This is a genomic window from Cellulomonas endophytica (assembly GCF_004123805.1).
Taxonomy (GTDB): domain Bacteria; phylum Actinomycetota; class Actinomycetes; order Actinomycetales; family Cellulomonadaceae; genus Cellulomonas; species Cellulomonas endophytica.
In genome coordinates, this window is the sequence record NZ_RWJX01000001.1 from 106,469 (window position 1) to 129,453 (window position 22,985).

Genomic DNA, 22,985 nt, shown 5'->3' on the forward strand with positions numbered 1-22,985 from the left:
GCCCGCGCTCACCGCGCCTCCTCCGTCGCGTCGTCGGTGGCCGTCGCGGGGCGGCCGCGGCCCTCGTCGTCCCCGTCGTCCCCGTCGTGCCCGCCCGCAACGCCCGGCGGGTCCGCCGCCTGCGCCGCGTCGAGCTCGTCCCGGGCGGCCGAGCGGCGCAGCGACTCCACCTCGTAGGCGGTGGCCAGCTCGCGGTAGCCCGGGTCGGAGGCCAGGAGCTCCGCGTGGGTGCCCCGGCCGGCCACGCGGCCGTCGCGCAGGTGCACGACCTCGTCGGCGAGCAGCACCGACGACATCCGGTAGGCGACGAGGAGCACGGTCGGCCCGGGCCCGTCGCCCTCGCGCAGGCCCGTGAGCACGTCGCGCTCCACGCGCGGGTCCACGGCCGACGTCGCGTCGTCGAGCACGAGCACGGCCGGGCGGCGCACGAGGGCCCGCGCCAGGGCGAGGCGCTGGCGCTGGCCCCCCGAGAGGTTCGCGCCGCGCTCGCCCAGCGGCGTGCCCAGGCCCTGGGGCAGGCGGCGCACCACGTCGTCGACCCGGGCCAGCCGCAGCGCCCGCCACACCTCGTCGTCGCCGGGGGCGCGCGGGTCGTCGGGGTCGGCGAGCGTGACGTTGCCGCGGACGGTGTCCTCGAAGACGAAGGTCGACTGCGAGACGTAGGCGACGTGCCGGGTGAGGTCGTCGGGGTCGATGTCGCGCAGGTCCACCCCGTCGAGCGCGACCGCGCCGTCCGTCGGGTGCGCCAGGCCCGCGACGAGGCCGACCGCCGTCGTCTTGCCGGCCCCCGTGGGCCCGACGAGCGCCACGACGCGGCCCGCGCGGACGTCGAGGTCGAGGCCGTGGAGGATCTCGACGTGCCCCTCGGGCGCGTCGACGCCGGCGTGCACGTCGGCGAGCCGGACGTGCGCGGCCCCGCCCTCGGGGACCCACCGCTGCCGGCCCGCGGGCCGGTCCGGGCGGGCGTCGAGGACCTCCGCGATGCGGCCGTACCCGACGAGCCCGCGCGGCAGGTCGCCGAGGACCCAGCCGAAGCTGCGCACGCCGTTGCCCAGCAGCGTCAGCAGGTAGGCCGCGCCCACGACGTCGCCCGTGCCGATCGCGCCGTCCGCCACCCGCCAGGCGCCCACGGCGAGCACGAGCAGCGTGCCCAGGCCCGGCAGGAGCTCGACGACGGGGTCGAACCAGGCGCGCACGAGCCCGGCCCGCGTGTTCGCGTCCTGGAGGCGGGCGGTGCGCTCGTCGAAGCGGGCGACCTCCCGCTCGCGGAGGCCGAGCGCCTTGACGAGCGTCGCGCCGTCGATGCTCTCGTGCGCGACGTCGGCGACCTGGGCGCGCAGCCGCTGGGCGCGCTCCACGTGCGGGGACATGCGGCGCTGGAAGACGACGTTCGCGGCGACGGCGGCGGGCAGCACGACGAGCGCGGCCAGGGCCAGCCACGGGTCCGTCAGCACGAGCCCCACGGCCGCGACGACGATCATGACGACGACGCCGAGGGCGAACGGCAGCGGGTTGAACACCGCCGTCGCCGCCTCCACGTCCGAGCTCGTGTGCGACAGCAGCTGGCCGGCGGGGCGCCCGCGGTGCCAGGTCATCGGCAGGCGCAGGATCTGGCGCGTGACGCCGCTGCGGTGGTCGGCCTGGATGGCCGCGAAGCCCATGCCGGCGTAGATGCGCCGCCCGGCGACCGTGGCGGCGAGCGTCACCGCGACCCCGGCGAGGGCCAGCCCCGCCAGGCCCAGGTCGGCCCGCGCGGACGCGGAGCCGGCGGCCGCGGGCACGACGACCCGGTCCGTGACCTCGCCGAGCACCCGGCCGACCGCGACGGTCGCCACGCCGAAGAGCGCGGAGAGGCCGATCGCGAGCACGTAGGTCCGGGGGTGGGACCGCATGCCGCGCCACAGGACGGTGGCGGCCCGGCGGGGGGTGGAGCCGGTGAGGGACTGCGGACGCCGGTCGGGCGTGGGGGGCACGGGGGTTCCTCCGGGGGCGGCCGGCCGGCCGCGACGAGCAGGGTCACCGCGACGGGCGCGGGTCCCGGGGCGCGGACGCCCCGGGCGGGGATCGGTGGCGGCCCCTCGCACGGGGAGGGCACGGGGAGGGCGGGGCGGACGCCCGGCGCCGTCCCCGATCCTCGCACGCGCCACCGACGGCCACGCGCCGGGCGACCGGCGGCCGGCCGGCGCGCGGGCCGCCCCGCCGCGCCACCGGGACAGCCGCCCCCCGGCCTGCGAGAGTCGGGGCCGTGAGCCCCGCCCCCGGACCCGACCCCCGCCCCTGGCACCGCGTCACCCGGAGGGCGCTGGCGGCCGCGCTCGCCGCGGCGGAGCCGGACGCCCCGACGCTCTGCGAGGGCTGGCAGGCGCGCCACCTCGCCGCGCACCTCGTGCTGCGCGAGCACGCCCCGCTGACGGCCGCCGGGGTCGTCGTGCCGGCGCTGGCGGGGCGCACCGCGGCGCGCGTCGAGCGGCTCGCGGCCACGGCGCAGGACCGGGCGGGCTACCGGGCGCTCGTCGACCGGGTGGCGCAGCCCCCGGCGGCGCTGAGCCCGTTCGCCTGGCTGGGCACGCTCGTCGACGTCACAGAGCACGTCGTCCACACGGAGGACGTGCGCCGGGGCGCGGGCCCCGTCCCCCCGCGCGTGCTCGAGCCGGGGCTCACGGAGCTCCTGTGGGGCCTCCTGCGCGGGCCGGCCGCCCTCGCGCTGCGCGGCGCGCGCACCGGCGTCGTCCTCGTGCGCCCCGACGGCGTCCGCTCCGCCGTCCGGCGCCCCCGCGAGGGTCACGGGACCGTCGTCGTCCACGGCGAGGTCGTGGAGCTGCTGCTGTGGCTCTCGGGGCGCGGACGTGCCGCGGACGTGCGCCAGGAGGGCACGGCGGCCGACCGGGCCGCGCTGGCGTCGGCGATGTCCCCGGCCTGAGGCCGACCCGCGGCCCGCGCCTGCCGCGCGCCCGTCGGTCCCTCAGCGGACGGTGACGCCCGCCGCCGCGAGGGCCGCCTTCACGTCGCCGACCGTGAGCTCGCCGAAGTGGAACACGCTCGCGGCGAGCACCGCGTCCGCGCCGGCCCGCGCCGCGGCGACGAAGTGCTCGGGCGTCCCGGCCCCGCCGCTCGCGATGAGCGGCACGGACACCTCCGAGCGCACGGCGCGGAGCATCTCGAGGTCGAAGCCGTCCTTCGTGCCGTCGGCGTCCATGGAGTTCAGCAGGATCTCCCCCGCCCCGAGCGCCGCGGCGCGGGCGGCCCACGCCACCGCGTCGATGCCGGTCCCGCGGCGCCCGCCGTGCGTCGTCACCTCGTAGCCCGACTCCGTGGCGGTGCCCTCGCGGACGCGGCGGGCGTCGACCGAGAGGACGAGCACCTGCGAGCCGAAGCGCTCGGCGATCTCGGCGACGAGCTCGGGGCGCGCGATCGCGGCGGTGTTGACCCCGACCTTGTCGGCACCGGCCCGCAGCAGGCGGTCCACGTCCTGGGTGGAGCGCACCCCGCCGCCGACGGTCAGGGGCACGAAGACCTCCTCCGCCGTGCGCCGCACCACCTCGTACGTCGTCTGGCGGTCCCCCGACGAGGCCGACACGTCGAGGAACGTCAGCTCGTCCGCGCCCTCGAGGTCGTAGCGGCGGGCGAGCTCGACGGGGTCGCCCGCGTCCCGCAGGTCCACGAAGTTGACGCCCTTGACGACCCGGCCGGCGTCCACGTCGAGGCAGGGGATGACGCGCAGCGCCAGGCTCACGGCGTCACCGCCGCCGTCGGCCCGGCGGTGGTCCCCGCGGACGGGGTGGGCACGGGCAGGCCGGTCGCCGGGCGTGCGGCGAGCACGTCCACGACGAACACGACGGTCCGGCCCGCGAGCTGGGCCCCTTCGGTGGTCACGCCGAGAGGATACGAGGGCGGCACGACGAGCAGGACCTGGCTGCCCACGGGGAGCTCCGTGAGCGCCGTCTGCCACGACGGCACCTCCGGCAGCGGGAAGGACGCCGGCACGCGCGCGTCCCAGGTGGAGTCGAACTCCTCGCCGGTGTCCCACGCGAACCCCGAGTACTGCACGGTCACCACGTCCGTCTCGGCGACCTGCGGCCCCGTCCCCCGCACGAGCGCCTGCGCGACGAGCTCCGTCGGCGCCGGCGTGCCCGTGGCGGCGAGGGCGGGCCGGCCGTCCTCGGCGAGCGTGACGGCGGGCAGGCCCTCCCGCGGCGCCTGCGTCTCGCCGACGGCCCGCAGGGGCACGACGTCGAGCACCGTGACCGTCTCGGGCACGTCCTCGCCGACGCCCGTGGCGGCGCCGACCTGGAGGAGCCGCGCCCCGGGCCGGGCCCCGACGAGCGTGTCGGCCAGGTCCGCACCGAGCTCGGCGGGGTCGAGCGTGCGCACCTGCGGCGTGCTCGTCGCGTAGGTGTCCACGAGCACGGACCCGTCGGAGGCGTCCTCGAGCAGGTAGTCCAGGAGCACGAGGTCGCCCTCGGCGAGCGGGTCGCCGGCGCCCTCCCACACGGTCTCGCGCAGGGTCCGCGTGATCGTCAGCGGCGGGTCGTACTCGAGGTCGGGGTGCGTCCCGGGGAGGCCGGAGACCTGCACCTTCGGGTCCGCGGGGGGCGGCGGGGCCTCGGGCGTGCACCCGGCGGCGAGCGCCAGGGCGGCGAGCAGCGCGGCGGCGCGCCCCGGACCGCGGGCCCCCCGGCCGGCGGCGGGCCGCCCGCGCCGGACGGGCCCGCTCACATCGACTCGATCAGCCGGTCCACGCGGTCGTCGACGCTGCGGAACGGGTCCTTGCAGAGCACGGTGCGCTGGGCCTGGTCGTTGAGCTTGAGGTGCACCCAGTCGACCGTGTAGTCGCGACGCGCCTCCTGCGCCGCGCGCACGAACTCGCCGCGCAGGCGCGCGCGGGTGGTCTGCGGAGGCACGGAGGACGCCTCGAACACCTCGAGGTCCGTGGTGACGCGCTCCACGAGCCCCTTGGCGGCGAGGAGGTTGTACAGCCCCTCCGTGCGGGAGATGTCGTGGTAGGCCAGGTCGAGCCGCTGCACCCGCACGTCGCCGAGGTCCAGCCCGTGCTTGGCGCGGTACCGGTCGATGAGCTTGAGCTTGATGACCCAGTCCAGCTCCCGCTCGACGAGCGACAGGTCGCCCTCCTGCAGGGCGCGCAGCCCGCGCTCCCAGAGGTCCAGCACGGCCTTGATCGTCGGCGTCACGTCGATCTCGGTGGCCGCGAACTCCGTCACCCGGTGCAGGTACTCCTGCTGCAGGTCGATCGCCGTGAGGACGTGGCCGTTGGCCAGGGTCACCGGCGCCTTGCCGGACGGGTCGTGGCTGATCTCCCGGATGGCCCGGATGGGGTTCTCCAGGGACAGGTCGCGCATGGGCACCCCGGCCTCGACGAGGCGCAGCACGAGGTCGGTGGCGCCGACCTTGAGCATCGTCGTCGGCTCGGCCATGGAGGAGTCGCCGACGATGACGTGCAGGCGGCGGTACTGCTCGGCGTCGGCGTGCGGCTCGTCGCGCGTGTTGATGATGGGGCGCGAGCGGGTCGTCGCGGAGGAGACGGCCTCCCAGATGTGGTCGGCCCGCTGCGACAGGCAGTAGCTCGCCCCCCGGGGGGTCACGACGACCTTGCCGGCCCCCGTGAGCACCTGCCGGGTGATGAGGAAGGGCACGAGGACGTCGGACAGCCGCGCGAAGTCGCCCTGCCGTCGAACGAGGTAGTTCTCGTGGCAGCCGTAGGAGTTGCCGGCGGAGTCCGTGTTGTTCTTGAACAGGTGGATCCGGCCGGGCAGGCCCTCGTGCTCCAGGCGCTGCTGGGCGTCGGCCACGAGGCCCTCGAGGATGCGCTCGCCCGCCCGGTCGTGGGTGACGAGCTGGCGCACGTCGTCGCACTCGGCGGTCGCGTACTCCGGGTGGGAGCCCACGTCGAGGTACAGCCGGGAGCCGTTGCGCAGGAAGACGTTCGACGAGCGCCCCCAGGCGACGACCTTGCGGAACAGGTAGCGCGCCACCTCGTCGGCGGACAGGCCGCGCCCGTCCTGCGCGGCGCAGGTGACGCCGTACTCCGTCTCCAGGCCGAAGATCCGCCGGTCCATCGCCTACTCCCCCGCCCCCGGCTCGCCCACGAGCCCCTCGAGCAGCGCCCCGCCCAGCCGGCGGAACGTCCGCCGCGGCCGGGTGCGGTCCAGCACGGCGACCTCGAGCTGCGCCGCGGCGAGCGTGCGGGCCTCGCCGCCGTCCTCCGCCGGGGAGCCGAGCACGCGCACCGCCAGCCCGAGCACCTCGGACAGCGTCATGCCCGGGCGCCAGCCCGCCCCGAGCAGGCCGGCGAGCCGCTCGGCCTGGCCGCCCATGACGACCCAGCCGTGCTCGTCGGCCACGGACCCGTCGTAGGAGAGGCGGTAGACCTGGTCCTCCGCCGGCGTGGGGCCGACCTCGGCGACGACGATCTCGACCTCGAGCGGCTTGCTCTCCGTCGTGAAGACGGTGCCCAGGGTCTGCGCGTACGCGTTGGCCAGCCCGCGCGCGGTGACGTCCTCCCGGGCGTAGGAGAAGCCGCGCAGGTCGGCGTACCGCACCCCGGCGACCCGCAGGTTCTCGAACTCGTTGTACTTGCCGACCGCCGCGAACGCGATCCGGTCGTAGATCTCGGAGACCTTGTGCAGCGCCCGGGACGGGTTCTCCGTGGCGAAGGCGATCCCCTCGTCGTACTGCAGGACCACGACGGACCGGCCGCGCGCGATGCCCTTGCGCGCGTAGTCCGCCCGGTCCTTCATGAGCTGCTCGGGCGAGACGTAGAACGGCATGCTCATCGGGACACCTCCGCCTGGCCCGGGCCGGGCTCGCTCTCGGCGGGCCCGGTGCCGCCCGAGGAGCCCGTCGCCGTGCGCGGCGCCGCGTCGTGCGCGGCCCGCCGGGCGACCTCGAGCGCCTCGGCCTCCTCGCCGAGCTGCACGTCGGGCACCCGCAGGTACCCGGCGGCGGTGACGGTGGCGACCACGGGGTAGATGCGCCGGGCGCTGTCGGGCCCGCCCGTCGCGGAGTCGTCGTCGGCCGCGTCGACGAGGGCCTCGAGGGCCACGCGCACCGCGCCGGCCGCGTCCAGGCCCGGGCGCCACCGCTTCTTCAGCGACCCGCGGGCGAACACGGAGCCCGACCCGACGCTGTGGAAGTCGTGCTCCTCGTAGCGCCCGCCCGTGACGTCGTAGGAGAACACCCGGCCGATGCCGCGCTCGAGGTCGTAGCCCGCGAACAGCGGCACCACCGCCAGGCCCTGCATCGCGAGGCCGAGGTTCTGCCGGATCATCGTCGACAGCCGGTTCGCCTTGCCGTCGAGCGAGAGCAGGCTGCCCTCGATCTTCTCGTAGTGCTCGAGCTCGAGCTGGAAGAGCCGGACGAGCTCGACGGCCAGCCCGGCCGTGCCGGCGATGCCGACGGCGGAGTACTCGTCGGCCGGGAAGACCTTCTCGATCTCGCGGCTGGCGATGACGTTGCCCATCGTCGCGCGCCGATCGCCGGCGAGGACGACGCCGCCGTCGAACACGACGGACACGATCGTCGTCCCGTGGGGGGCGGCGACGGCCGACCCGTCGGACGCGCCGCCGGGCAGCACGCGACGGCCCGGCAGGAGCTCCGGCGCGTGGCCGGAGAGGAACTCCAGGAAGGACGAGGTGCCGGCCACCCGGAAGGCGTCCGGCAGACGACCGGAGGTCACTCGCCGCCCTTCTGGACGAAGCCGCGCACGAACTGCTCGGCGTTCGTCTCGAGCACGTCGTCGATCTCCTCGAGCAGCGCGTCGACCTCGGCGTCCCGGTCCTGGGTGGACGGCGCGGCCGCGACCGGCGCCTCCGGGGCGTCGTCGGGCTCCTCGTCGTCGCGTCGGGTCTGGGCGTACTCCTGACCTGCCATGCTGACCTCCCCCAGGGGTGACGACCTCGGTTCCGCCACCACCCTAGGCCCTCGTCCGCGCGTGGCACGGCGACCGGACGGGCGACGTGGGACGGGCCGGCGCGGGGACGCCCGTCCTGCTCAGGGCGCGCTCAGGCGTCCGGCGCCGCGGCGCTCAGGCGCCCAGCGCCGCCAGCAGGGCGCGCGCGTCGGGGCTGCGGTCCAGCAGCTCCCCCACGTGCGCGCGGGTGCCGCGCAGGGGGTCCCGCATGGGGACCCGCTGGAGCGTGGCGGCGCCCGGCACGTCGAACACGACCGAGTCCCAGCTGGCCGCGCTGATGTGCGGCCCGTAGCGGGCGACCGCCTCCCCGCGGAAGTAGGCGCGGGTGTCGTGCGGCGGGTGCAGGACGGCCTCGGCGACGTCCTCGGGCGCGACGAGGGTCTCCACGGCGCCCGCCGCGACGAGCCGGTGGTAGAGCCCGCGCTCGGGGCGCACGTCCGACCACTGCAGGTCGACCGCCGCCAGCCGCGGGTGGTCCCACGCGAGGCCGTCGCGCCGCCGCAGGCCCTCCAGCAGCCGCAGCTTCGCCAGCCACTCCACCTCGCGCGCGCAGCTCGCCGGGTCGGCGGCGAGGCGCTCGAGGAGCGAGGCCCACCGGTGCAGCACGTCGGCCGTGGCGTCGTCGACGTCCGTGCCCAGCGCGTCGAGCGCACCCCGCACGGCCGCGAGGTACTCCCCCTGCACCTGCAGCGCGGTGAGGGAGCGGCCGTCGGCGAGCCCGAGCGGCACCGTGAGGGTGAGGTCGTGCGAGACGGTGCGGAAGGCCGCCACGGGGTCGCGCAGCGCGAGGCCGTCCAGCGCCGCCGCGAAGGGCGCCGCCGGCCCGGACCGGCCGACCTCCAGGAGCCAGAGCACGAGCGAGGTCGTGCCCAGCCGCACGAGGGTCGCCGGCTCGAGCATCGTCGCGTCGCCGACGATGACGTGCAGCCGCCGCCAGCGCTCGGGGTCGGCGTGCGGCTCGTCGCGGGTGTTGACGATGGGTCGGCGCAGGGTGGTCTCGAGGCCGATCTCCGCCTCGACGTAGTCCGCGCGCTGGGACAGCTGGTAGCCCGCGCGCTCGCCGTGCTGCCCGAGGCCGACCCGACCGGCCCCGGCGAACACCGTCCGCGTGGCGAGGAACGGCATGAGCCGCGCGGCGAGCTCGCCGAAGGGCACCGCGCGCTCGACGAGGTAGTTCTCGTGCGTGCCGTACGTGGCGCCCTTGCCGTCGACGTTGTTCTTGTACAGCGTGACGTCCGGGAGGGCGGGGTTCGCCGCCAGCGCCCGCACCGAGGCGAGCATGACCCGCTCGCCCGCCCGGTCCCACCGCACGGCGTCCCGCGGCGTGAGCACCTCCGGCGAGGAGTACTCGGGGTGCGCGTGGTCGACGTACAGCCGCGCGCCGTTGGTGAGGATGACGTTGGCCGCGCCGGGGTCCTCGTACTCCTCCGCCGACGAGCGGGGCACCTCGTGCGGCCCGTCGCCCGAGGGGGCCGGGGCGGCGGGGTTTTCCGTGATCAGCGAGGGGTGCGCCGACGCGCGCTCGAGCCGGAACCCCCGCGCGTCGTGCAGGGGGTCCTCGTCGTCGTAGTCCCAGCGGGCCCGGGTCCGCGCGCCCTCGCGCGCCGCCGCGTGCACCGCCACGACGTGGGAGGACATGAGCATCGGGTTGGCCAGGGGGTTGCCGGGCTGCAGGACGCCGTACTCGGTCTCGATCCCCATCACGCGCCGCACCGTCACGCGCCCACCCTACGAGCCGCGGCAGGGCGCCCTTGACGCCGGGGGCCGACGGGAGGACGTTCGCGGCGTGAGCAGCGTCCCGGCGACCGCGCCCGTGCCCGCGCCCGTACCCGCGCCCGTGCCCGTACCCGCGCCCGCCGTCGTCGCGCGCGACCTCGCCGTGCGCCGGGGCGGGCGGCCCGTGCTGCACGGGGTCACGTTCACGGTCGCCGCCGGAGCGGTGACGGGCCTGCTCGGCCCGAGCGGCGGCGGCAAGACGACCCTCCTGCGCGCGGTGGTGGGCGTCCAGGCGGACGTCACGGGCTCGCTCACCGTGCTGGGCCTGCCGGCGGGGTCGCCCGCCCTGCGCGCCCGGACGGGCTACGTCACGCAGAGCCCGTCGGTCTACGGCGACCTCACCGTGCGGCGCAACCTGCGGTACTTCGCCGACCTGCTCGGCGCGCCCCCGGGCCGGGTCGACGAGACGCTCGCCGCCGTCGACCTCCAGGGCGAGGCCGACCGGCGCACGGACGCGCTCTCCGGCGGCCAGCGCGCCCGCGTGTCCCTGGCCGCCGCCCTCGTCGGCTCCCCGGACCTGCTCGTGCTCGACGAGCCGACCGTGGGCCTGGACCCCGTCCTGCGGCGCGACCTGTGGGCGCTCTTCCACGCCCTCGCCGACGCCGGCCGCACGCTCCTCGTCTCGAGCCACGTCATGGACGAGGCCCGTCGGTGCGACCACCTGCTCCTGCTGCGCGACGGGCGGCTCGTCGCCGACGACACGCCGGCCGGCCTGCTGGCGCGCACGGGCGCCGCCGACGTCGAGGACGCCTTCCTCGTACTGGCCGAGGGGGGCGGTGCGGCCGGTGGGACGGGCGGTGCGACCGGTGCGACCGGGGCGGTCGGGGCGTCCGGACGGGGGCGGCACCGCGGACCCGCCGGGGGCTCGCGGTGAACGGCGCGCGGACCCGGGCCACGGCGCGCCGGGTGGCGGCCCAGCTGCAGGGCGACCACCGCACGCTCGGGCTGCTCCTCGTCGTGCCCCTCGTGCTGCTCACCCTGCTGCGCTACGTGCTCGACGCGGGCGACGCGTTCGACCGCGTCGGTGCGCCGCTCCTGGCCCTGTTCCCCTTCATCTCCATGTTCCTCGTCACCTCGGTGGCGATGCTGCGCGAGCGCGGGTCCGGGACGCTGGAGCGCCTCCTGGCGCTGCCCGTCGGGCGGGCGGACCTCCTCGGCGGCTACGCGCTCGCCTTCGGGGGCGTCGCCGTCGTCCAGACCCTGCTCGCCTCGGCGCTGGCCGTGGGTCCCCTCGGGCTCGACGTCGCCGGTCCCACGGCCCTCCTCGTGGCGCTGGCGGTCCTGGACGCGCTGCTCGGCACCGCCCTGGGCCTGCTGCTGTCGGCCTTCGCCCGCACGGAGTTCCAGGCGGTCCAGTTCCTGCCGGCCGTGGTGCTGCCGCAGCTGCTGCTGTGCGGGCTCTTCGCCCCGCGCGAGGGGATGGCGGCGCCGCTGCGCCTGCTGTCGGACGTGCTCCCGCTGAGCTACGCGGTGGAGGGCATGCAGCAGGTCGCGCGCTCGGCCGAGGTGACGGGGACCTTCGTGCGGGACGTCGTCGTCGTGGCCGCGTGCACCGTGGTGGCGCTCGTGCTCGGCGCCGCGACCCTGCGGCGGCGCACCGCCTGACAGGGCCGAGGGCCCGGCCGAGCGACGGCGCCGGCGCACCGCGGGGGTGCGCCGGCGCCGGCCCGTGCGTCGCGGGGACGCCCGGGTGGGGTCAGAGGTACTGGCCGGTGCTCGTCACCGTCTCGATGGTGCGCGCGCCCTCCTGGCCCTTCTTGCCCTGGACGATCGTGCGGATGAAGACGATCCGCTCGCCCTTCTTGCCGGAGATGCGCGCCCAGTCGTCGGGGTTCGTCGTGTTCGGCAGGTCCTCGTTCTCCTTGAACTCGTCGACCACCGCGGTGAGCAGGTGGTCGACGCGGATGCCGCGCTGGCCCGTGGCGAGCAGGTCCTTGATGGCCGTCTTCTTCGCCCGGTCGACGATGTTCTGGATCATGGCGCCGGAGTTGAAGTCCTTGAAGTACAGGACCTCCTTGTCGCCGCTGGCGTAGGTGACCTCGAGGAAGCGGTTCTCGTCGCTCTCGGAGTACATCCGCTCCACGACGCGGCCGATCATCCCCTCGACCGTGGCCTTCGCGTCCCCGCCGTGCTCCGCGAGGTCGTCGGCGTGCACGGGCAGGTCTGCCGTCAGGTACTTCGCGAAGACCTCGCGCGCGCCCTCCGCGTCGGGCCGCTCGATCTTGATCTTCACGTCGAGCCGGCCGGGGCGCAGGATCGCGGGGTCGATCATGTCCTCGCGGTTCGAGGCGCCGATGACGATGACGTTCTCCAGCCGCTCCACGCCGTCGATCTCGGCGAGCAGCTGCGGGACGATCGTCGTCTCGACGTCCGAGGACACCCCCGTGCCGCGGGTGCGGAACAGGGACTCCATCTCGTCGAAGAAGACGACGACGGGGCTGCCCTGCGAGGCCTTCTCCCGGGCGCGGGCGAAGATGAGGCGGATGTGGCGCTCCGTCTCCCCCACGTACTTGTTGAGCAGCTCGGGGCCCTTGACGTTGAGGAAGTAGCTCCGGGTGTCCGTCGGCCCCTCCTCGCCGCGCAGGCGCGCCGCCGTCTGCGCCAGGGAGTGCGCGACGGCCTTGGCGATGAGCGTCTTGCCGCACCCGGGCGGGCCGTACAGGAGCACGCCCTTCGGGGGCTTGAGGCCGTGCTCGCGGAAGAGCTCGGGGTGCAGGAACGGCAGCTCGACCGCGTCGCGGATCGCCTCGATCTGCGGGCCCAGGCCGCCGATGTCCTCGTACTCGATGTCGGGGACCTCCTCGAGGACGAGCTCCTCGACCTCGGCCTTGGGGATCACCTCGAACACGAAGCCCGAGCGGGAGTCGATGGTGAGGGCGTCGCCCACGCGGACGCGGGCGTTCATCACCTGGCCGGCGAACCGGACGACCCGCTCCTCGTCGCCCCGCCCGACGACGAGCGCGCGGTCCTCGCCCAGCAGCTCCTTGACGGTGACGAGCTCGCCGACCCGCTCGTAGCCTCCGGCCTCCACGACCGTGAGGGCCTCGTTGAGCATGACCTCCTGCCCCGGGCGCAGCGCCGAGAGGTCGAGGGTCGGGCTCGCGCCGACGTGCATCTTGCGGCCCGCCGAGACGATGTCGACCGAGCCGTCCGCCCGCGACGCGAGGAAGGTGGCGTACGTCCCGGGCGGCTTCGCGAGGTCGTCGACCTGGCGCTTGAGCTCGACGATCTGCTCCCGCGCCGCCAGGAGGGCGTCCGTGAGGCGCTCGTTCTTCGCGGCCAGCACCGCGATCTCGCGGGCCGTGTCCCGCCCGTGCATCTCCGTCATCGCCTCCGCCTCCGTCCGTGCTCCGTCGGTGCGTCCGGGCTCGGCCCGGCCGCGCGCCGGCGGCGTGCCGCGGACACGGCCGGCGGCGTGCCCCCGATGCCGCGACCCTAATCCGAGACGGCCGGGCACGGGACCCGGACACGAGGACGTCACAGGACCGTGACACGGACGTGGCGCCGGGCGGGCCGCGGAGTCGGGCGGGGCCGGGCGGGGCCGGGCGGGGTCGGGCGGGGTCAGGCGGGGTCGTCGTCCCGGCGGGCCGCGACGACCGGGTCGTCCGCCGGCGCCTGCCCCACGGCCCGGCGCGCGCGGCGGACGTGCTTGGCGGACGGCAGGCGCTCGCCGAGGGCCTCGGAGGTCCACGGCCCGTCGCCGTCAGCGGCACCCGCGCCGGGGGCGTCGCCCGCGTCGGAGAGGTCGGAGGCGTCGGCGACGAGGTCCGCGGCGCCCTCCTCGACCACGGGGTAGGAGCCCTTCGCGGGGCGGCGGCGGCGCAGCGGGGCCTCGACGCCGTCGGCGAGCCGGCGGGTCGTGAGCAGGAACCCGGTGTGCCCGATCATGCGGTGCTGCGGGCGGACGGCCAGGCCCTCGAGGTGCCAGCCGCGGACCATGGACTCCCACGCCTCGGGCTCCGTGTAGCGCCCGTCGGCGCGCAGGTCCTCGGCGAGGCGGGACAGCTGGGTCGTCGTGGCGACGTAGCAGACGAGCACCCCGCCCGGGGCGAGCACGCCCGCCACCGCGTCGAGGTTCTCCCAGGGCGCGAGCATGTCGAGCACCACCCGGTCCACGCTCCCCGGCGCCTCGGCGACCGGCGCCACGTCGGCGAGGTCGCCCACCGACAGCGTCCACGCCGGGTGCGGCCCGCCGAAGAAGCCCTCGACGTTGCCGCGCGCGATGGCGGCGAAGTCCTCGCGCCGCTCGACGGAGTGCACACGCCCGCCGTCGCCGACCGCCCGCAGCAGGGACATCGTCAGCGCACCCGAGCCCACGCCGGCCTCGAGCACGCGCGCCCCCGGGTAGACGTCGGCCATCGCAACGATCTGCCCCGCGTCCTTCGGGTAGACGACGGCAGCGCCGCGCGGCATGGACAGCACGTAGTCCGGCAGGAGAGGTCGCAGCGCGAGGTACTCGATGCCGGCGGTGTTCCGGACGACCGTCCCCTCGTCGGCGCCGACGAGCTCGTCGTGCCGGAGGTAGCCCTTGTGGGTGTGGAACGTGCCGCCCGGCGCCAGCGTGACCGTGTGCAGCCGGCCCCGCGGGTCCGTCAGCTGGACGCGCTCGCCGACGCGGAACGGGCCGCGCCGCTGGGCGGCCCCGGTGGGGGCGGGCGGGAGGGGGGCGTCCGGGAGGGTCACGGGGGGGCAGTCTAGGTGGGGCGCCGGGGACGGCCGGGCCCGGCGCCCGCCACCCGCCGCGGCAGGGCGTCGGCGGGGCGTCCCGCCCCGGGTCAGCGGCCGCGCAGCAGCGCGACGACGTCCGCGGCCCGGACCACGCCGACCACCCGGCCGTCGAGGACGGCGACGGCCAGGGGCGAGCGGCGGCAGGCGGCGGCCAGCGCGGCCAGGAGGTGCGGCCCCGCCAGGCGCGCGTCGACGACCGCCTCGGGCGGCAGGGGCGCGCTCACGGCGCCGACGGGCGTGGCGGGGGCGGCCTCGGGCGGCACGCCGGACGCGGCCTCGCGCACGACGGTCGACGCCGGCCCCCCGTCCTCGCCGAGGACGACGACCTCCTCGGCGGCCGCGGCCCGCGCCGCGGCGACGACCGCGGTCACGCTGGAGCCGGCCGGCACGGCGACCGCCGTCCGGAGGACCTGCTCCAGGCGCAGCCCGTCCCGGGCGCGGGCCCACCGCTCGCCGGCGAGCGCCGCGCGGGCGCTGGTGAACAGGTAGGCGCCGAGCAGCCCGGACCAGGCCACGGACAGGAACGACGGCGGCCGCCCCTGCGCGAGCGCCTCCCCGAGGACCGCGACGGGCACGCCCACGGCGAGCACCAGGCCCGCGCGCCCCGCGACCCGGGTGCCGAGGTGCCGGTCCCGGCGCGCGGCCCACACGGCGGCCTCGAGCACCCGGCCGCCGTCGAGCGGGAGCCCGGGCAGGAGGTTGAACAGGGCGACGAGGAGGTTCGCGGCCGCCAGGCCCGTGACGAGCAGGCCCGCCGACCCCTCGAGGTCGAGCACGCCCGCCGCGAGCGCGCCCAGGCCGGCGAGCACGAGGTTCGCCGCCGGGCCGGCCGCGGCGACCAGCGCGCTCGTGCCCGGGGTCGAGGACTCCCCGGAGAAGGACGTGTGCCCGCCCCACAGCGTGAGCACGAACTCCTGGGGCTGCTGGCCCCGCGCCCGCGCGACGAGGCCGTGCGCGAGCTCGTGGACGAGCACGGAGGCGAAGAGCAGCACGACGACGGCGAGGGCGACGAGGTACGCGGCCACGCGCAGGTCCGGGACCTGCTGAACGACGGGCAGGAAGGCGAAGGCGAGCACGACGGCGGCGACGAGGGAGCTCGGCGCGACGACGACCGGCGCGCCCGCCACGCGGCCCACCCGCCAGCCCTTCGTCCCCGTCGGCGCGGGCCGCTCCGGCAGCGGGGGCCGCGGCGGTACGACGGGCGGGACGGGCGGGACGGCGGGCGGGACGGGCACGGGCCCAGGGTAGGCGGCGCACCTGGGCGGCGGCCGAGAGCGCGGGGCCAGAGGGACGGGCGGGGAGCAGGGGCGGGGAGCACGGGAGGGTGCACGGCCGGGCCGTCGGCGGAGGGCGCCGGCGGCGGGGCGTCGCGGCCGTGTCGGGGGCGGCGCCTACCCTCGGACCCGTGACGCTCCAGGTCGACCTCGCCCCGCCCGCCGCCGCCGCGCCGGCGCCCGTCGGGGCACCTCCCGAGGCACCCGCGGCGGCGGGCGCCGACGCCGTCCGTACGGACCGCGCCCCCTCGGCCCCGGGCCTGTCGCCCTCCCGCGCGGCCGACTTCGGCCGCTGCCCCCTGCTCTTCCGCTACCGGGTGGTCGACCGGCGGCCGGAGCCGGCGAGCCCGGCCGCCGCGCGCGGCACGCTCGTCCACGCGGTGCTCGAGCACCTCTTCGAGCTGCCCGCGGCCGAGCGCACCCTCGAGGCGGCGCACGGCCTCGTCCCCGGGCGCTGGGAGGCGCTGCTGGCCGACGACCCGCGCTGCGCGGAGCTGTTCTCCTCCGACGCGGAGCGCGTCGAGTGGCTGCGCTCGGCGGAGGGCCTGCTGGGCACCTACTTCCGGCTCGAGGACCCGACACGCCTGGAGCCGGCGGAGCGCGAGCTCACCGTGCGCCTGGACCTGGCCGACGGGCCGCAGCTGCGCGGCATCGTCGACCGCGTCGACGTCGCGCCGAACGGCTGGGTGCGCGTGGTCGACTACAAGACGGGCCGCGCGCCCTCGCCGGGGTTCGAGGGCCAGGCCCTCTTCCAGATGCGTTTCTACGCCTACGTCCTGTGGCGGACGCGCGGCGTGCTGCCGAAGCTGCTCCAGCTCGAGTACCTCGGCGACGGCACCGTCGTGCGGCACGAGCCGACGGAGGAGGAGATGCTCGTGCTCGAGCGGCGCGTGCGCGCGCTGTGGTCGGCCGTGCAGGCCGCGGCACGTGCCGACCGGTGGGAGCACCGGGTCTCGAAGCTGTGCGGGTGGTGCTCGTTCCAGAGCCTGTGCCCGGCCTTCGGCGGGACGGTGCCGCCCGTCGACCCGGACGCCGTCGAGCGGGCGCTGGGCGTGCGCCCGGACGCCGCGGCCTGAGGTCCCCGCCCCCGGCGGGACCGGACGACGGCACGGCGGGACGGCACGGCGCGACGGCACCGGCCGGGGCGCCGAGGGCCGGCGCCTAGGGCCGCAGCTCCGGGCCCTCCGGGGCGGGGCGGTGCAGCAGGCGCCGCAGGAACGTCCGTGTGCGCTCCTGCTGCGGGTGCTCCAGCACCTGCGCGGGCGGCCCCTGCTCGACGACCACGCCGCCGTCCATGAAGACGACGAGGTCGGCCACGTCGCGGGCGAAGGCGAGCTCGTGCGTGACGACGAGCATCGTCCAGCCCTCGCGGGCGAGCTCCGTCATGAGGTCGAGGACGTCCCCGACGAGCTCGGGGTCGAGGGCCGACGTCGGCTCGTCGAAGAGCAGCAGCGCGGGCCGCAGGGCGAGGGCGCGCACGATCGCCACCCGCTGCTGCTGCCCGCCGGACAGCTCGTGCGGGTAGGCGTCGGCCCGGTGCTCCAGCCCGACGCGCCGCAGCAGCTCCAGCGCCTCGGCGCGCACCTCGCGCTCGGGCCGGCGCTGCACGACGAGCGGCCCCTCCGTGACGTTCTGCAGCACGGTCCGGTGCGGGAAGAGGTGGAAGTGCTGGAACACCATGGCGGAGCGGTCCCGCAGGGCCGCCCGGTCGGCCCGGGTGGCGCCGGCGCCGAGGTCGACGCGCAGGTCGCCGACCTCCACCACGCCCGCCTCGGGGGTCTCGAGGTCGTCGAGGCAGCGCAGGACGGTGGTCTTGCCCGAGCCCGACGGCCCGATGAGGGCGACGACCTGCCCGCGCCGCACGTCGAGGTCGATGGAGCGCAGCACGGGCGTCCCGTCGAAGGACTTCTCCAGCCCGCGCACGCGCAGGAGCAGCTCGCCCGGGGCGACGCCGCCCGAGGCACCGGGCCCGGCAGCGGGCCCGCCGGCCGGGGCGGGCCCGCCGGTGCGGTCAGTGGGCGACATGGCGCTCCAGGCGGGTCTCGAGACGGCTCTGGCCCGCGGACAGGACGAGGCAGATCACCCAGTAGATCGCGGCCGCCTCGCTGTACACGACCATGAACTCGCGGCTGAAGGCCGAGATCTCCTGGGCCACCCGGAACATCTCGGTCACCAGGACGATGGAGGCCAGGGACGTGTCCTTCACCAGGCTGATGAACGTGTTCGACAGGGGGGGCACCGACACGCGCGCGGCCTGCGGCAGGATGATCCGCCGCAACGCCTGGGTGCGGTTCATCCCGATCATGTGGGCGGCCTCCCACTGGCCGCGCGGCACGGACAGCACCGCCGCCCGGATCACCTCGGCGGCGTACCCGCCGACGTTGATGGAGAACGCGATGATCGCGCTCGGCCACGACGGGATCGTGACGCCGAGGGACGGCAGCCCGAAGAAGACGACGAAGAGCTGCACCAGCAGCGGGGTCCCGCGGACCACGGACACGAAGGCCCGCGCCGGCGCCCGCAGCCACCACCGGCGCGAGAGCCGCATGAGGGCGACGACGAGCGCCAGCACCAGGCCGATGGCGAACGAGACCAGCGCCAGCGGGATCGTCCCCCGGACCGCGCCGCCGACGAGCGGCCCGAGGGAGTCGAGGAGCAGCTCCCCCGTCGTCACGGCACGGTCACGTCCGCGCCGAAGTACGTCTGCGAGATCTCCGCGAGGGTGCCGTCGGCGGCGAGGGCGGCCAGCGCCTCGTCGATCGCGTCACCCAGGGCCGTCGCCCCGCCGGCCAGCGCGACCGCGCTGCGGGACTGGTCCTCGGTCTCCGCGGCGACCTTGAGGTCCGTGGCGTCGTCGGTCTGGGCGTAGTCGAGCCACGTCAGCTCGTCGTTGATCGTCGCGTCGACGCGGCCCTGGCGCAGCAGCTCCACGGCCTGCGCCCAGCCCTCGACGGCCTCCACCTGGGCGCCGCTCTCCTGCGCCAGCGTGTACCAGTTCGAGGTGAGCGACTGCGCGGTGGTCGTGCCCGACAGGTCCTCGAAGGAGGCGATGCTGCTGTCGTCCGCGCGGACCACGACGACGCCGCGGGAGTAGGTGTACGGCTCCGAGAAGGTGTAGGACTCCTCACGCTCCGGCGTGATGGAGACCTGGTTGGCGATGGCGTCGAACCGGCCCGCCTCCAGCCCGGCGAAGATCGCGTCCCACTGCGTCTCCTCGAAGCGCACCTCGACGCCCAGCTCCTCGCCGACCGCGCGCGCGACGTCGACGTCGAAGCCGACGAGGTCCCCCGAGCCGTCCTCGTGGTAGCTGAAGGGCCGGTAGGTGCCCTCGGTCCCCACGACGAGCTCGCCCGCGTCCAGGACGTCCTGCAGCGAGGTGTCCTCCCCGCCGGCGTCCGCCGGGGCGGAGCCGCCCGTCCCGCCCGCGTCGGAGGAGCAGGCCGCGAGGGTGAGGGCGGCGGCGGCGAGGAGCGCGGCCCCGGTCCGTCGGGCGGCGCGGGGGGTGCGGGGCAGGCGGAGCATGAGGGGTCCTTCGCGTGGTGGTGGTGCATCGGTCCGTGCGGGGCGGGCGGTGCGTCCTGTGCCGGAGGGGCCGGGCGGGGGCCGGAGGGGCCCGCCCGGCCGTCCGCGGTCGGACGGGGGCGGGGCGGGCACCCGGCGGGGCGCCGCGGGCGGACGGGGCGCGGGGCCGGTCAGCGACAGCGGCGGCGGCGACAGCACCACGCCGCCGCGGCCGGGGCCGTGCGGGGGCGGAGCGGTGCGGCGGCGTGCATGGCGCGATCTCAGCACACCCGCCCGCGGGGAGCCACCCGGGTCCACGCCCGTGGAGCCCGCCCTCGGCGTGCCCTCAGGCGGGGGCGGGCACGCCCCGGGGGCGGGTGTCGAGCGTCTCACCGGCGACGACCCGGGCGAGGGTCGCCGCGTCGAGGTCCGCCAGCGAGGCCACGACGCTCAGGCCGGGGCGGCCCGTCACCGGCACCACGGCCTCGACGGCCACGGTCCGTGCGCCGGAGGCCAGCGCGGAGGCGATGCCCGCCGGCGAGTCCTCGAGCGCCACGCAGCGGCGCACGTCGACGCCGAGCAGCTCCGCCGCCCGCAGGTACGGCTGGGGGTGCGGCTTGGGGTGCTCGACCTCGTCCCCGGCGACGACCACGTCGAAGAGGCCGGTCGCGGCGGCGAACGGCTCGGCCAGGACCCGGAAGGACGAGGTGACCAGCGCCGTCGGGACGCCCGCGGCCCGGACGGCCCGCACGAGCTCGAGCGCGCCGGGCTGCCACGGCGTCCGGGCGGCGACGGCCGCCGCCACCGAGGCGTTGAGCCGGTCGACGATCTCCTCCAGCGGCAGGTCCACGCCGCGCCCGGCGAGGACCTGCGCCGAGCGCATCATCGGGTTCCCGACGAGGGACAGGCCGTCCTCGTGCGTCCACGTGCCGCCGTGGGCGGTGACGAGGGCCGTCTCCGCGGCGATCCAGTGGGGCTCGCTGTCGATGAGCGTGCCGTCCATGTCGAACAGGACGGCGGCGGGTGCGACGACGGGTGCGGGGGGCAAGGGCGCTCCTGGTGCAGGGCGCCGCGCACGGGCGCGCACGGCGGTGGTGGGGGGCTCGCCGCGTCGTCGGGGCGCGCCCAGCCTACGGGCACCCGTGGCGGCACCTAGGCTGACCGGCGTGACCGAGCACGCCCACGCCCCGCTGCCCCGGGACGAGACCGTCATGCTGGCCGCCTTCGAGGGCTGGAACGACGCGGGCAGCGCGGCGACGAGCGCCCTCGAGCACCTCCACGAGGTGTGGGGCGCCGAGCCGGTCGACGAGCTCGACCCGGAGGAGTACCACGACTTCCAGGTGAACCGTCCCACCGTCGCCCCCGGCCCGGACGGGCGCCGACGCCTGACCTGGCCGACGACCGCCGTGGCCGTCGCGACGCTGCCCGACGGCCGCCAGGTCGTCCTCGTCCACGGCATCGAGCCGTCCATGCGCTGGCGGCGCTACTGCGCCGAGCTCCTCGACATCGCCGCCGACCTCAAGGTGACGAGCGTGGTGACCGTCGGGGCGCTGCTGGCCGACGTGCCGCACACGCGCCCCATCCCGGTGAGCGCCACGACGGAGGACCCGGTCCTGCGGGACGTGCTGGGCCTCGAGGCGAACACCTACGAGGGCCCCACCGGCATCGTCGGCGTCCTCCAGCACGAGGCCATCGACCGCGGCCAGCGCGCGCTGTCGCTGTGGGCCGCGGTGCCGCACTACGTCGCCCACCCGCCGTCGCCGAAGGCGACCCTGGCGATCCTGCACCGGATCGAGTCCCTGCTGGGGGTGGCGGTCCCCCTCGGCGAGCTGCCCGAGGACGCGGTCGCGTGGCAGACGGGCGTCGACGAGCTCGCGGCCGAGGACGGCGAGATCGGCGACTACGTGCGCCAGCTCGAGGAGGCGAAGGACACGGTCGAGCTGCCGGAGGCCTCCGGCGAGGCGATCGCGCAGGAGTTCGAGCGCTACCTGCGCCGCCGCGACCGCGGCACCGGCGGGTAGGGGCGGTCGAGGCGGGGATGACGACCCCGGTCCCCGACGAGGTCGGCCCGCTCGGCGAGCGGGCGACGCTCGTGCAGCTGTCGACCGCCTTCTGCGCGCCGTGCCGGGCGACGCGCGCCGTCCTGGCGCGTCTCGACGGCCGCGACGGCGTGCGGGTCGTCGAGGTCGACGCCGAGGCGCACCTGGAGCTCGCCCGTCGGGTCGACCTGCGGCGGACGCCGACGACGCTCCTGCTCGACCCGGCGGGCCGGGAGGTCGCCCGGTTCGAGGGCGTGCCGCACCTGGCGCGGCTGCGCTCGGCGCTGGACGCGCTGGTGCCCGCACGCGGTCCCGACGGCACCGGCCCGACGACCGGCCCGACCACCGGCCCGACCACCGGCCCGACCACCGGCCCGTCGACCGGGCGCGGCCCGGACCGCTAGAGCCGGACGCCGAGGATCGCGTCCACGGTCCGCGCGACGACGCCCGGCGCGCCCACCTGCCAGCCGGCGGGGTCGGCGGCCGCGGATCCCGCGAGGGTCCGCTCCGCCCACTCGTCGACGGCCGACAGCGCGGTCGGCGTGTCGAGGTCGTCGGCGACGGCGGCGCGCACGGCGGCCAGGGTCCCGGCGGCGTCGACGCCCCCGTTCCCGCCGAGCGCCGCGCGCCAACGGTCGAGCCGCGCCTGCGCCTCGGCGAGGACGGCGTCCGTCCACTGCCAGTCGTCGCGGTAGCGGTGCGCGAGCAGCGCGAGGCGGACGGCGGCCGGGTCCACGCCCTGCGCCCGCAGCGTCGAGACGAGCACGAGGTTGCCCCGCGACTTGCTCATCTTCTCGCCGTCGAGGCCCACCATGCCCGTGTGCAGGTGGTAGCGGGCGCTGCGGCCCTCGTCGAGCACCCGCGCGTGGCTCGAGCTCATCTCGTGGTGCGGGAAGACGAGGTCGCTGCCGCCGCCCTGCACGTCGAACGGCAGGCCGAGCGCGTCCGCGGCGATGACGGCGCACTCCACGTGCCAGCCGGGCCGCCCGCGGCCGAGGCCGCGCCCGTCCCAGGCCGGCTCCCCCGCCCGCTCGCGCCGCCAGAGCAGCGGGTCCAGCGGCGACCGCTTGCCCGCCCGCTCCGGGTCGCCCCCGCGCTCGGCGAAGACCTCCCGCATGCCGGCCTCGTCCAGGCCGGTGACCGTCCCGGGCCCCGCGAGGGTGCCGAACGCGGGGTCGGCGGACAGGTCGGCGTAGACGTCCCCGTCCTCGCCCGCACGGGATCCGGCGTCCGAGCCGGGGCCGGCCACGGCGTCGGGCGTGGGCACCCGGTAGGCGGTGCCGGCGGCGAGCATCGCCTCGACGGCGTCGACGACGGCCGGGACGGACTCCACCGCGCCGGTCCACGTGTCCGGCGGCAGCACGCCGAGCGCGGCCATGTCCTCGCCGAAGAGCGCCGTCTGCTCCGCCGCGAGCTCGCGCCAGTCGCGGCCCGTGGCCGTCGCGCGCTCGAGCAGCGGGTCGTCGACGTCCGTGACGTTGGAGGCGAACCGGACCCGCAGGCCGCTGTCGCGCCAGGCGCGGACGAGCACGTCGAAGGCCACGTAGGTGGCCGCGTGACCCATGTGGGTGGCGTCGTACGGGGTGATGCCGCAGACGTAGAGCGAGGCCGTCGGGCCCGCCGCCGCGACCACCGGCGCACCGCCGGCGGACTCCCGGATCTTCACGGGGTCGCCCCGTCCCGGGAGCGCGGGGACGTGCGGGGCGGGCCAGGTGAGCACGGTCCGAGCCTACCGGCGGC

The 22,985-nt window shown here is 77.0% G+C and carries 22 protein-coding genes; 6 read left to right on the forward strand and 16 right to left on the reverse strand.

Features of this window, described 5'->3' with window-relative positions; translation table 11 throughout:
• Positions 1 to 8: 8 nt before the first annotated feature.
• Positions 9 to 1,892: an ABC transporter ATP-binding protein gene (locus tag EJA20_RS00430; protein ID WP_129336258.1), complete on the reverse strand. Its 1,884-nt coding sequence runs from the start codon at positions 1,890 to 1,892 to the stop codon at positions 9 to 11.
• Positions 1,893 to 2,245: 353 nt separating this feature from the next.
• Here EJA20_RS00430 and EJA20_RS00435 point away from each other — a divergent pair, with 353 nt between their 5' ends.
• The gene (locus EJA20_RS00435) at positions 2,246 to 2,920 is read left to right on the forward strand and encodes a TIGR03085 family metal-binding protein (RefSeq protein ID WP_129336199.1); all 675 of its coding nucleotides are present in this window, start codon (positions 2,246 to 2,248) and stop codon (positions 2,918 to 2,920) included.
• 42 nt (positions 2,921 to 2,962) lie between these two features.
• On the opposite strand, the gene hisF is transcribed toward EJA20_RS00435, so the two are convergent.
• From hisF to dop, 7 genes are all read right to left on the reverse strand, one after another.
• Complete coding sequence (gene hisF, locus EJA20_RS00440) at positions 2,963 to 3,733, reverse strand: imidazole glycerol phosphate synthase subunit HisF (protein ID WP_129336200.1); 771 nt, start codon at positions 3,731 to 3,733, stop codon at positions 2,963 to 2,965.
• Positions 3,730 to 4,716: an FKBP-type peptidyl-prolyl cis-trans isomerase gene (locus tag EJA20_RS00445; RefSeq protein WP_240674823.1), complete on the reverse strand. Its 987-nt coding sequence runs from the start codon at positions 4,714 to 4,716 to the stop codon at positions 3,730 to 3,732. The genes hisF and EJA20_RS00445 overlap by 4 nt, the downstream gene beginning before the upstream one ends.
• Positions 4,713 to 6,074, reverse strand: coding sequence for a Pup--protein ligase (gene pafA / locus EJA20_RS00450; RefSeq protein WP_129336201.1), 1,362 nt, complete (start codon positions 6,072 to 6,074; stop codon positions 4,713 to 4,715). Before pafA ends, EJA20_RS00445 begins: the two co-directional genes overlap by 4 nt.
• Before the next feature lie 3 nt (positions 6,075 to 6,077).
• A complete protein-coding gene (gene prcA / locus EJA20_RS00455) occupies positions 6,078 to 6,791 on the reverse strand; it encodes a proteasome subunit alpha (RefSeq protein ID WP_129336202.1) in 714 nt (237 codons plus the stop codon).
• A complete protein-coding gene (gene prcB, locus EJA20_RS00460) occupies positions 6,788 to 7,693 on the reverse strand; it encodes a proteasome subunit beta (protein WP_129336203.1) in 906 nt (301 codons plus the stop codon). The genes prcA and prcB overlap by 4 nt, the downstream gene beginning before the upstream one ends.
• Positions 7,690 to 7,887, reverse strand: a complete 198-nt coding sequence (locus EJA20_RS00465; RefSeq protein ID WP_129336204.1) for a ubiquitin-like protein Pup — start codon at positions 7,885 to 7,887, stop codon at positions 7,690 to 7,692. Before EJA20_RS00465 ends, prcB begins: the two co-directional genes overlap by 4 nt.
• A 154-nt stretch (positions 7,888 to 8,041) precedes the next feature.
• A complete protein-coding gene (dop, locus tag EJA20_RS00470) occupies positions 8,042 to 9,646 on the reverse strand; it encodes a depupylase/deamidase Dop (protein ID WP_129336205.1) in 1,605 nt (534 codons plus the stop codon).
• Positions 9,647 to 9,764: 118 nt separating this feature from the next.
• Between dop and EJA20_RS00475 the strand changes: the two genes are divergently transcribed.
• Together EJA20_RS00475 and EJA20_RS00480 are read left to right on the forward strand one after the other, a co-directional pair.
• Positions 9,765 to 10,577 (forward strand): ABC transporter ATP-binding protein, encoded by an 813-nt coding sequence (locus tag EJA20_RS00475; RefSeq protein ID WP_420836392.1) that lies wholly within the window; start codon positions 9,765 to 9,767, stop codon positions 10,575 to 10,577.
• A gap of 32 nt (positions 10,578 to 10,609) precedes the next feature.
• On the forward strand, positions 10,610 to 11,308 hold the full coding sequence (locus tag EJA20_RS00480) for an ABC transporter permease (protein WP_240674825.1): 699 nt from the start codon (positions 10,610 to 10,612) through the stop codon (positions 11,306 to 11,308).
• Positions 11,309 to 11,399: 91 nt separating this feature from the next.
• Here the strand turns inward: EJA20_RS00480 and arc are convergent, their stop codons facing one another.
• From arc to EJA20_RS00495, 3 genes are all read right to left on the reverse strand, one after another.
• Positions 11,400 to 13,031 (reverse strand): proteasome ATPase, encoded by a 1,632-nt coding sequence (gene arc / locus EJA20_RS00485; protein ID WP_129336208.1) that lies wholly within the window; start codon positions 13,029 to 13,031, stop codon positions 11,400 to 11,402.
• 233 nt (positions 13,032 to 13,264) lie between these two features.
• Positions 13,265 to 14,386, reverse strand: a complete 1,122-nt coding sequence (locus EJA20_RS00490; RefSeq protein WP_129336209.1) for a tRNA (adenine-N1)-methyltransferase — start codon at positions 14,384 to 14,386, stop codon at positions 13,265 to 13,267.
• Between the two features lie 92 nt (positions 14,387 to 14,478).
• A complete protein-coding gene (locus EJA20_RS00495; RefSeq protein ID WP_240674826.1) occupies positions 14,479 to 15,666 on the reverse strand; it encodes a site-2 protease family protein in 1,188 nt (395 codons plus the stop codon).
• Positions 15,667 to 15,836: 170 nt separating this feature from the next.
• Here EJA20_RS00495 and EJA20_RS00500 point away from each other — a divergent pair, with 170 nt between their 5' ends.
• Positions 15,837 to 16,781 carry a RecB family exonuclease gene (locus tag EJA20_RS00500; protein ID WP_129336210.1) on the forward strand — a complete coding sequence of 315 codons (945 nt, stop codon included), beginning with the start codon at positions 15,837 to 15,839 and terminating at the stop codon, positions 16,779 to 16,781.
• Between the two features lie 85 nt (positions 16,782 to 16,866).
• Here the strand turns inward: EJA20_RS00500 and EJA20_RS00505 are convergent, their stop codons facing one another.
• From EJA20_RS00505 to EJA20_RS00520, 4 genes are all read right to left on the reverse strand, one after another.
• Positions 16,867 to 17,730: an amino acid ABC transporter ATP-binding protein gene (locus tag EJA20_RS00505; RefSeq protein WP_129336211.1), complete on the reverse strand. Its 864-nt coding sequence runs from the start codon at positions 17,728 to 17,730 to the stop codon at positions 16,867 to 16,869.
• Positions 17,717 to 18,379 (reverse strand): amino acid ABC transporter permease, encoded by a 663-nt coding sequence (locus tag EJA20_RS00510; RefSeq protein WP_129336212.1) that lies wholly within the window; start codon positions 18,377 to 18,379, stop codon positions 17,717 to 17,719. The genes EJA20_RS00505 and EJA20_RS00510 overlap by 14 nt, the downstream gene beginning before the upstream one ends.
• Positions 18,376 to 19,227 carry an amino acid ABC transporter substrate-binding protein gene (locus EJA20_RS00515; protein ID WP_129336213.1) on the reverse strand — a complete coding sequence of 284 codons (852 nt, stop codon included), beginning with the start codon at positions 19,225 to 19,227 and terminating at the stop codon, positions 18,376 to 18,378. Before EJA20_RS00515 ends, EJA20_RS00510 begins: the two co-directional genes overlap by 4 nt.
• Positions 19,228 to 19,552: 325 nt before the next feature.
• Entirely contained in the window at positions 19,553 to 20,254 is a 702-nt protein-coding gene (locus tag EJA20_RS00520; RefSeq protein ID WP_276319513.1) for an HAD family hydrolase, read from the reverse strand.
• A 118-nt stretch (positions 20,255 to 20,372) separates the two neighbouring features.
• Here EJA20_RS00520 and EJA20_RS00525 point away from each other — a divergent pair, with 118 nt between their 5' ends.
• Complete coding sequence (locus EJA20_RS00525) at positions 20,373 to 21,227, forward strand: PAC2 family protein (RefSeq protein ID WP_129336214.1); 855 nt, start codon at positions 20,373 to 20,375, stop codon at positions 21,225 to 21,227.
• A 17-nt stretch (positions 21,228 to 21,244) separates the two neighbouring features.
• On the forward strand, positions 21,245 to 21,649 hold the full coding sequence (locus EJA20_RS00530; RefSeq protein WP_129336215.1) for a thioredoxin family protein: 405 nt from the start codon (positions 21,245 to 21,247) through the stop codon (positions 21,647 to 21,649).
• Here EJA20_RS00530 and mshC read toward each other — a convergent pair.
• Positions 21,646 to 22,965 carry a cysteine--1-D-myo-inosityl 2-amino-2-deoxy-alpha-D-glucopyranoside ligase gene (gene mshC / locus EJA20_RS00535; protein ID WP_129336216.1) on the reverse strand — a complete coding sequence of 440 codons (1,320 nt, stop codon included), beginning with the start codon at positions 22,963 to 22,965 and terminating at the stop codon, positions 21,646 to 21,648. The genes EJA20_RS00530 and mshC overlap by 4 nt on opposite strands.
• Positions 22,966 to 22,985 lie beyond the last annotated feature (20 nt).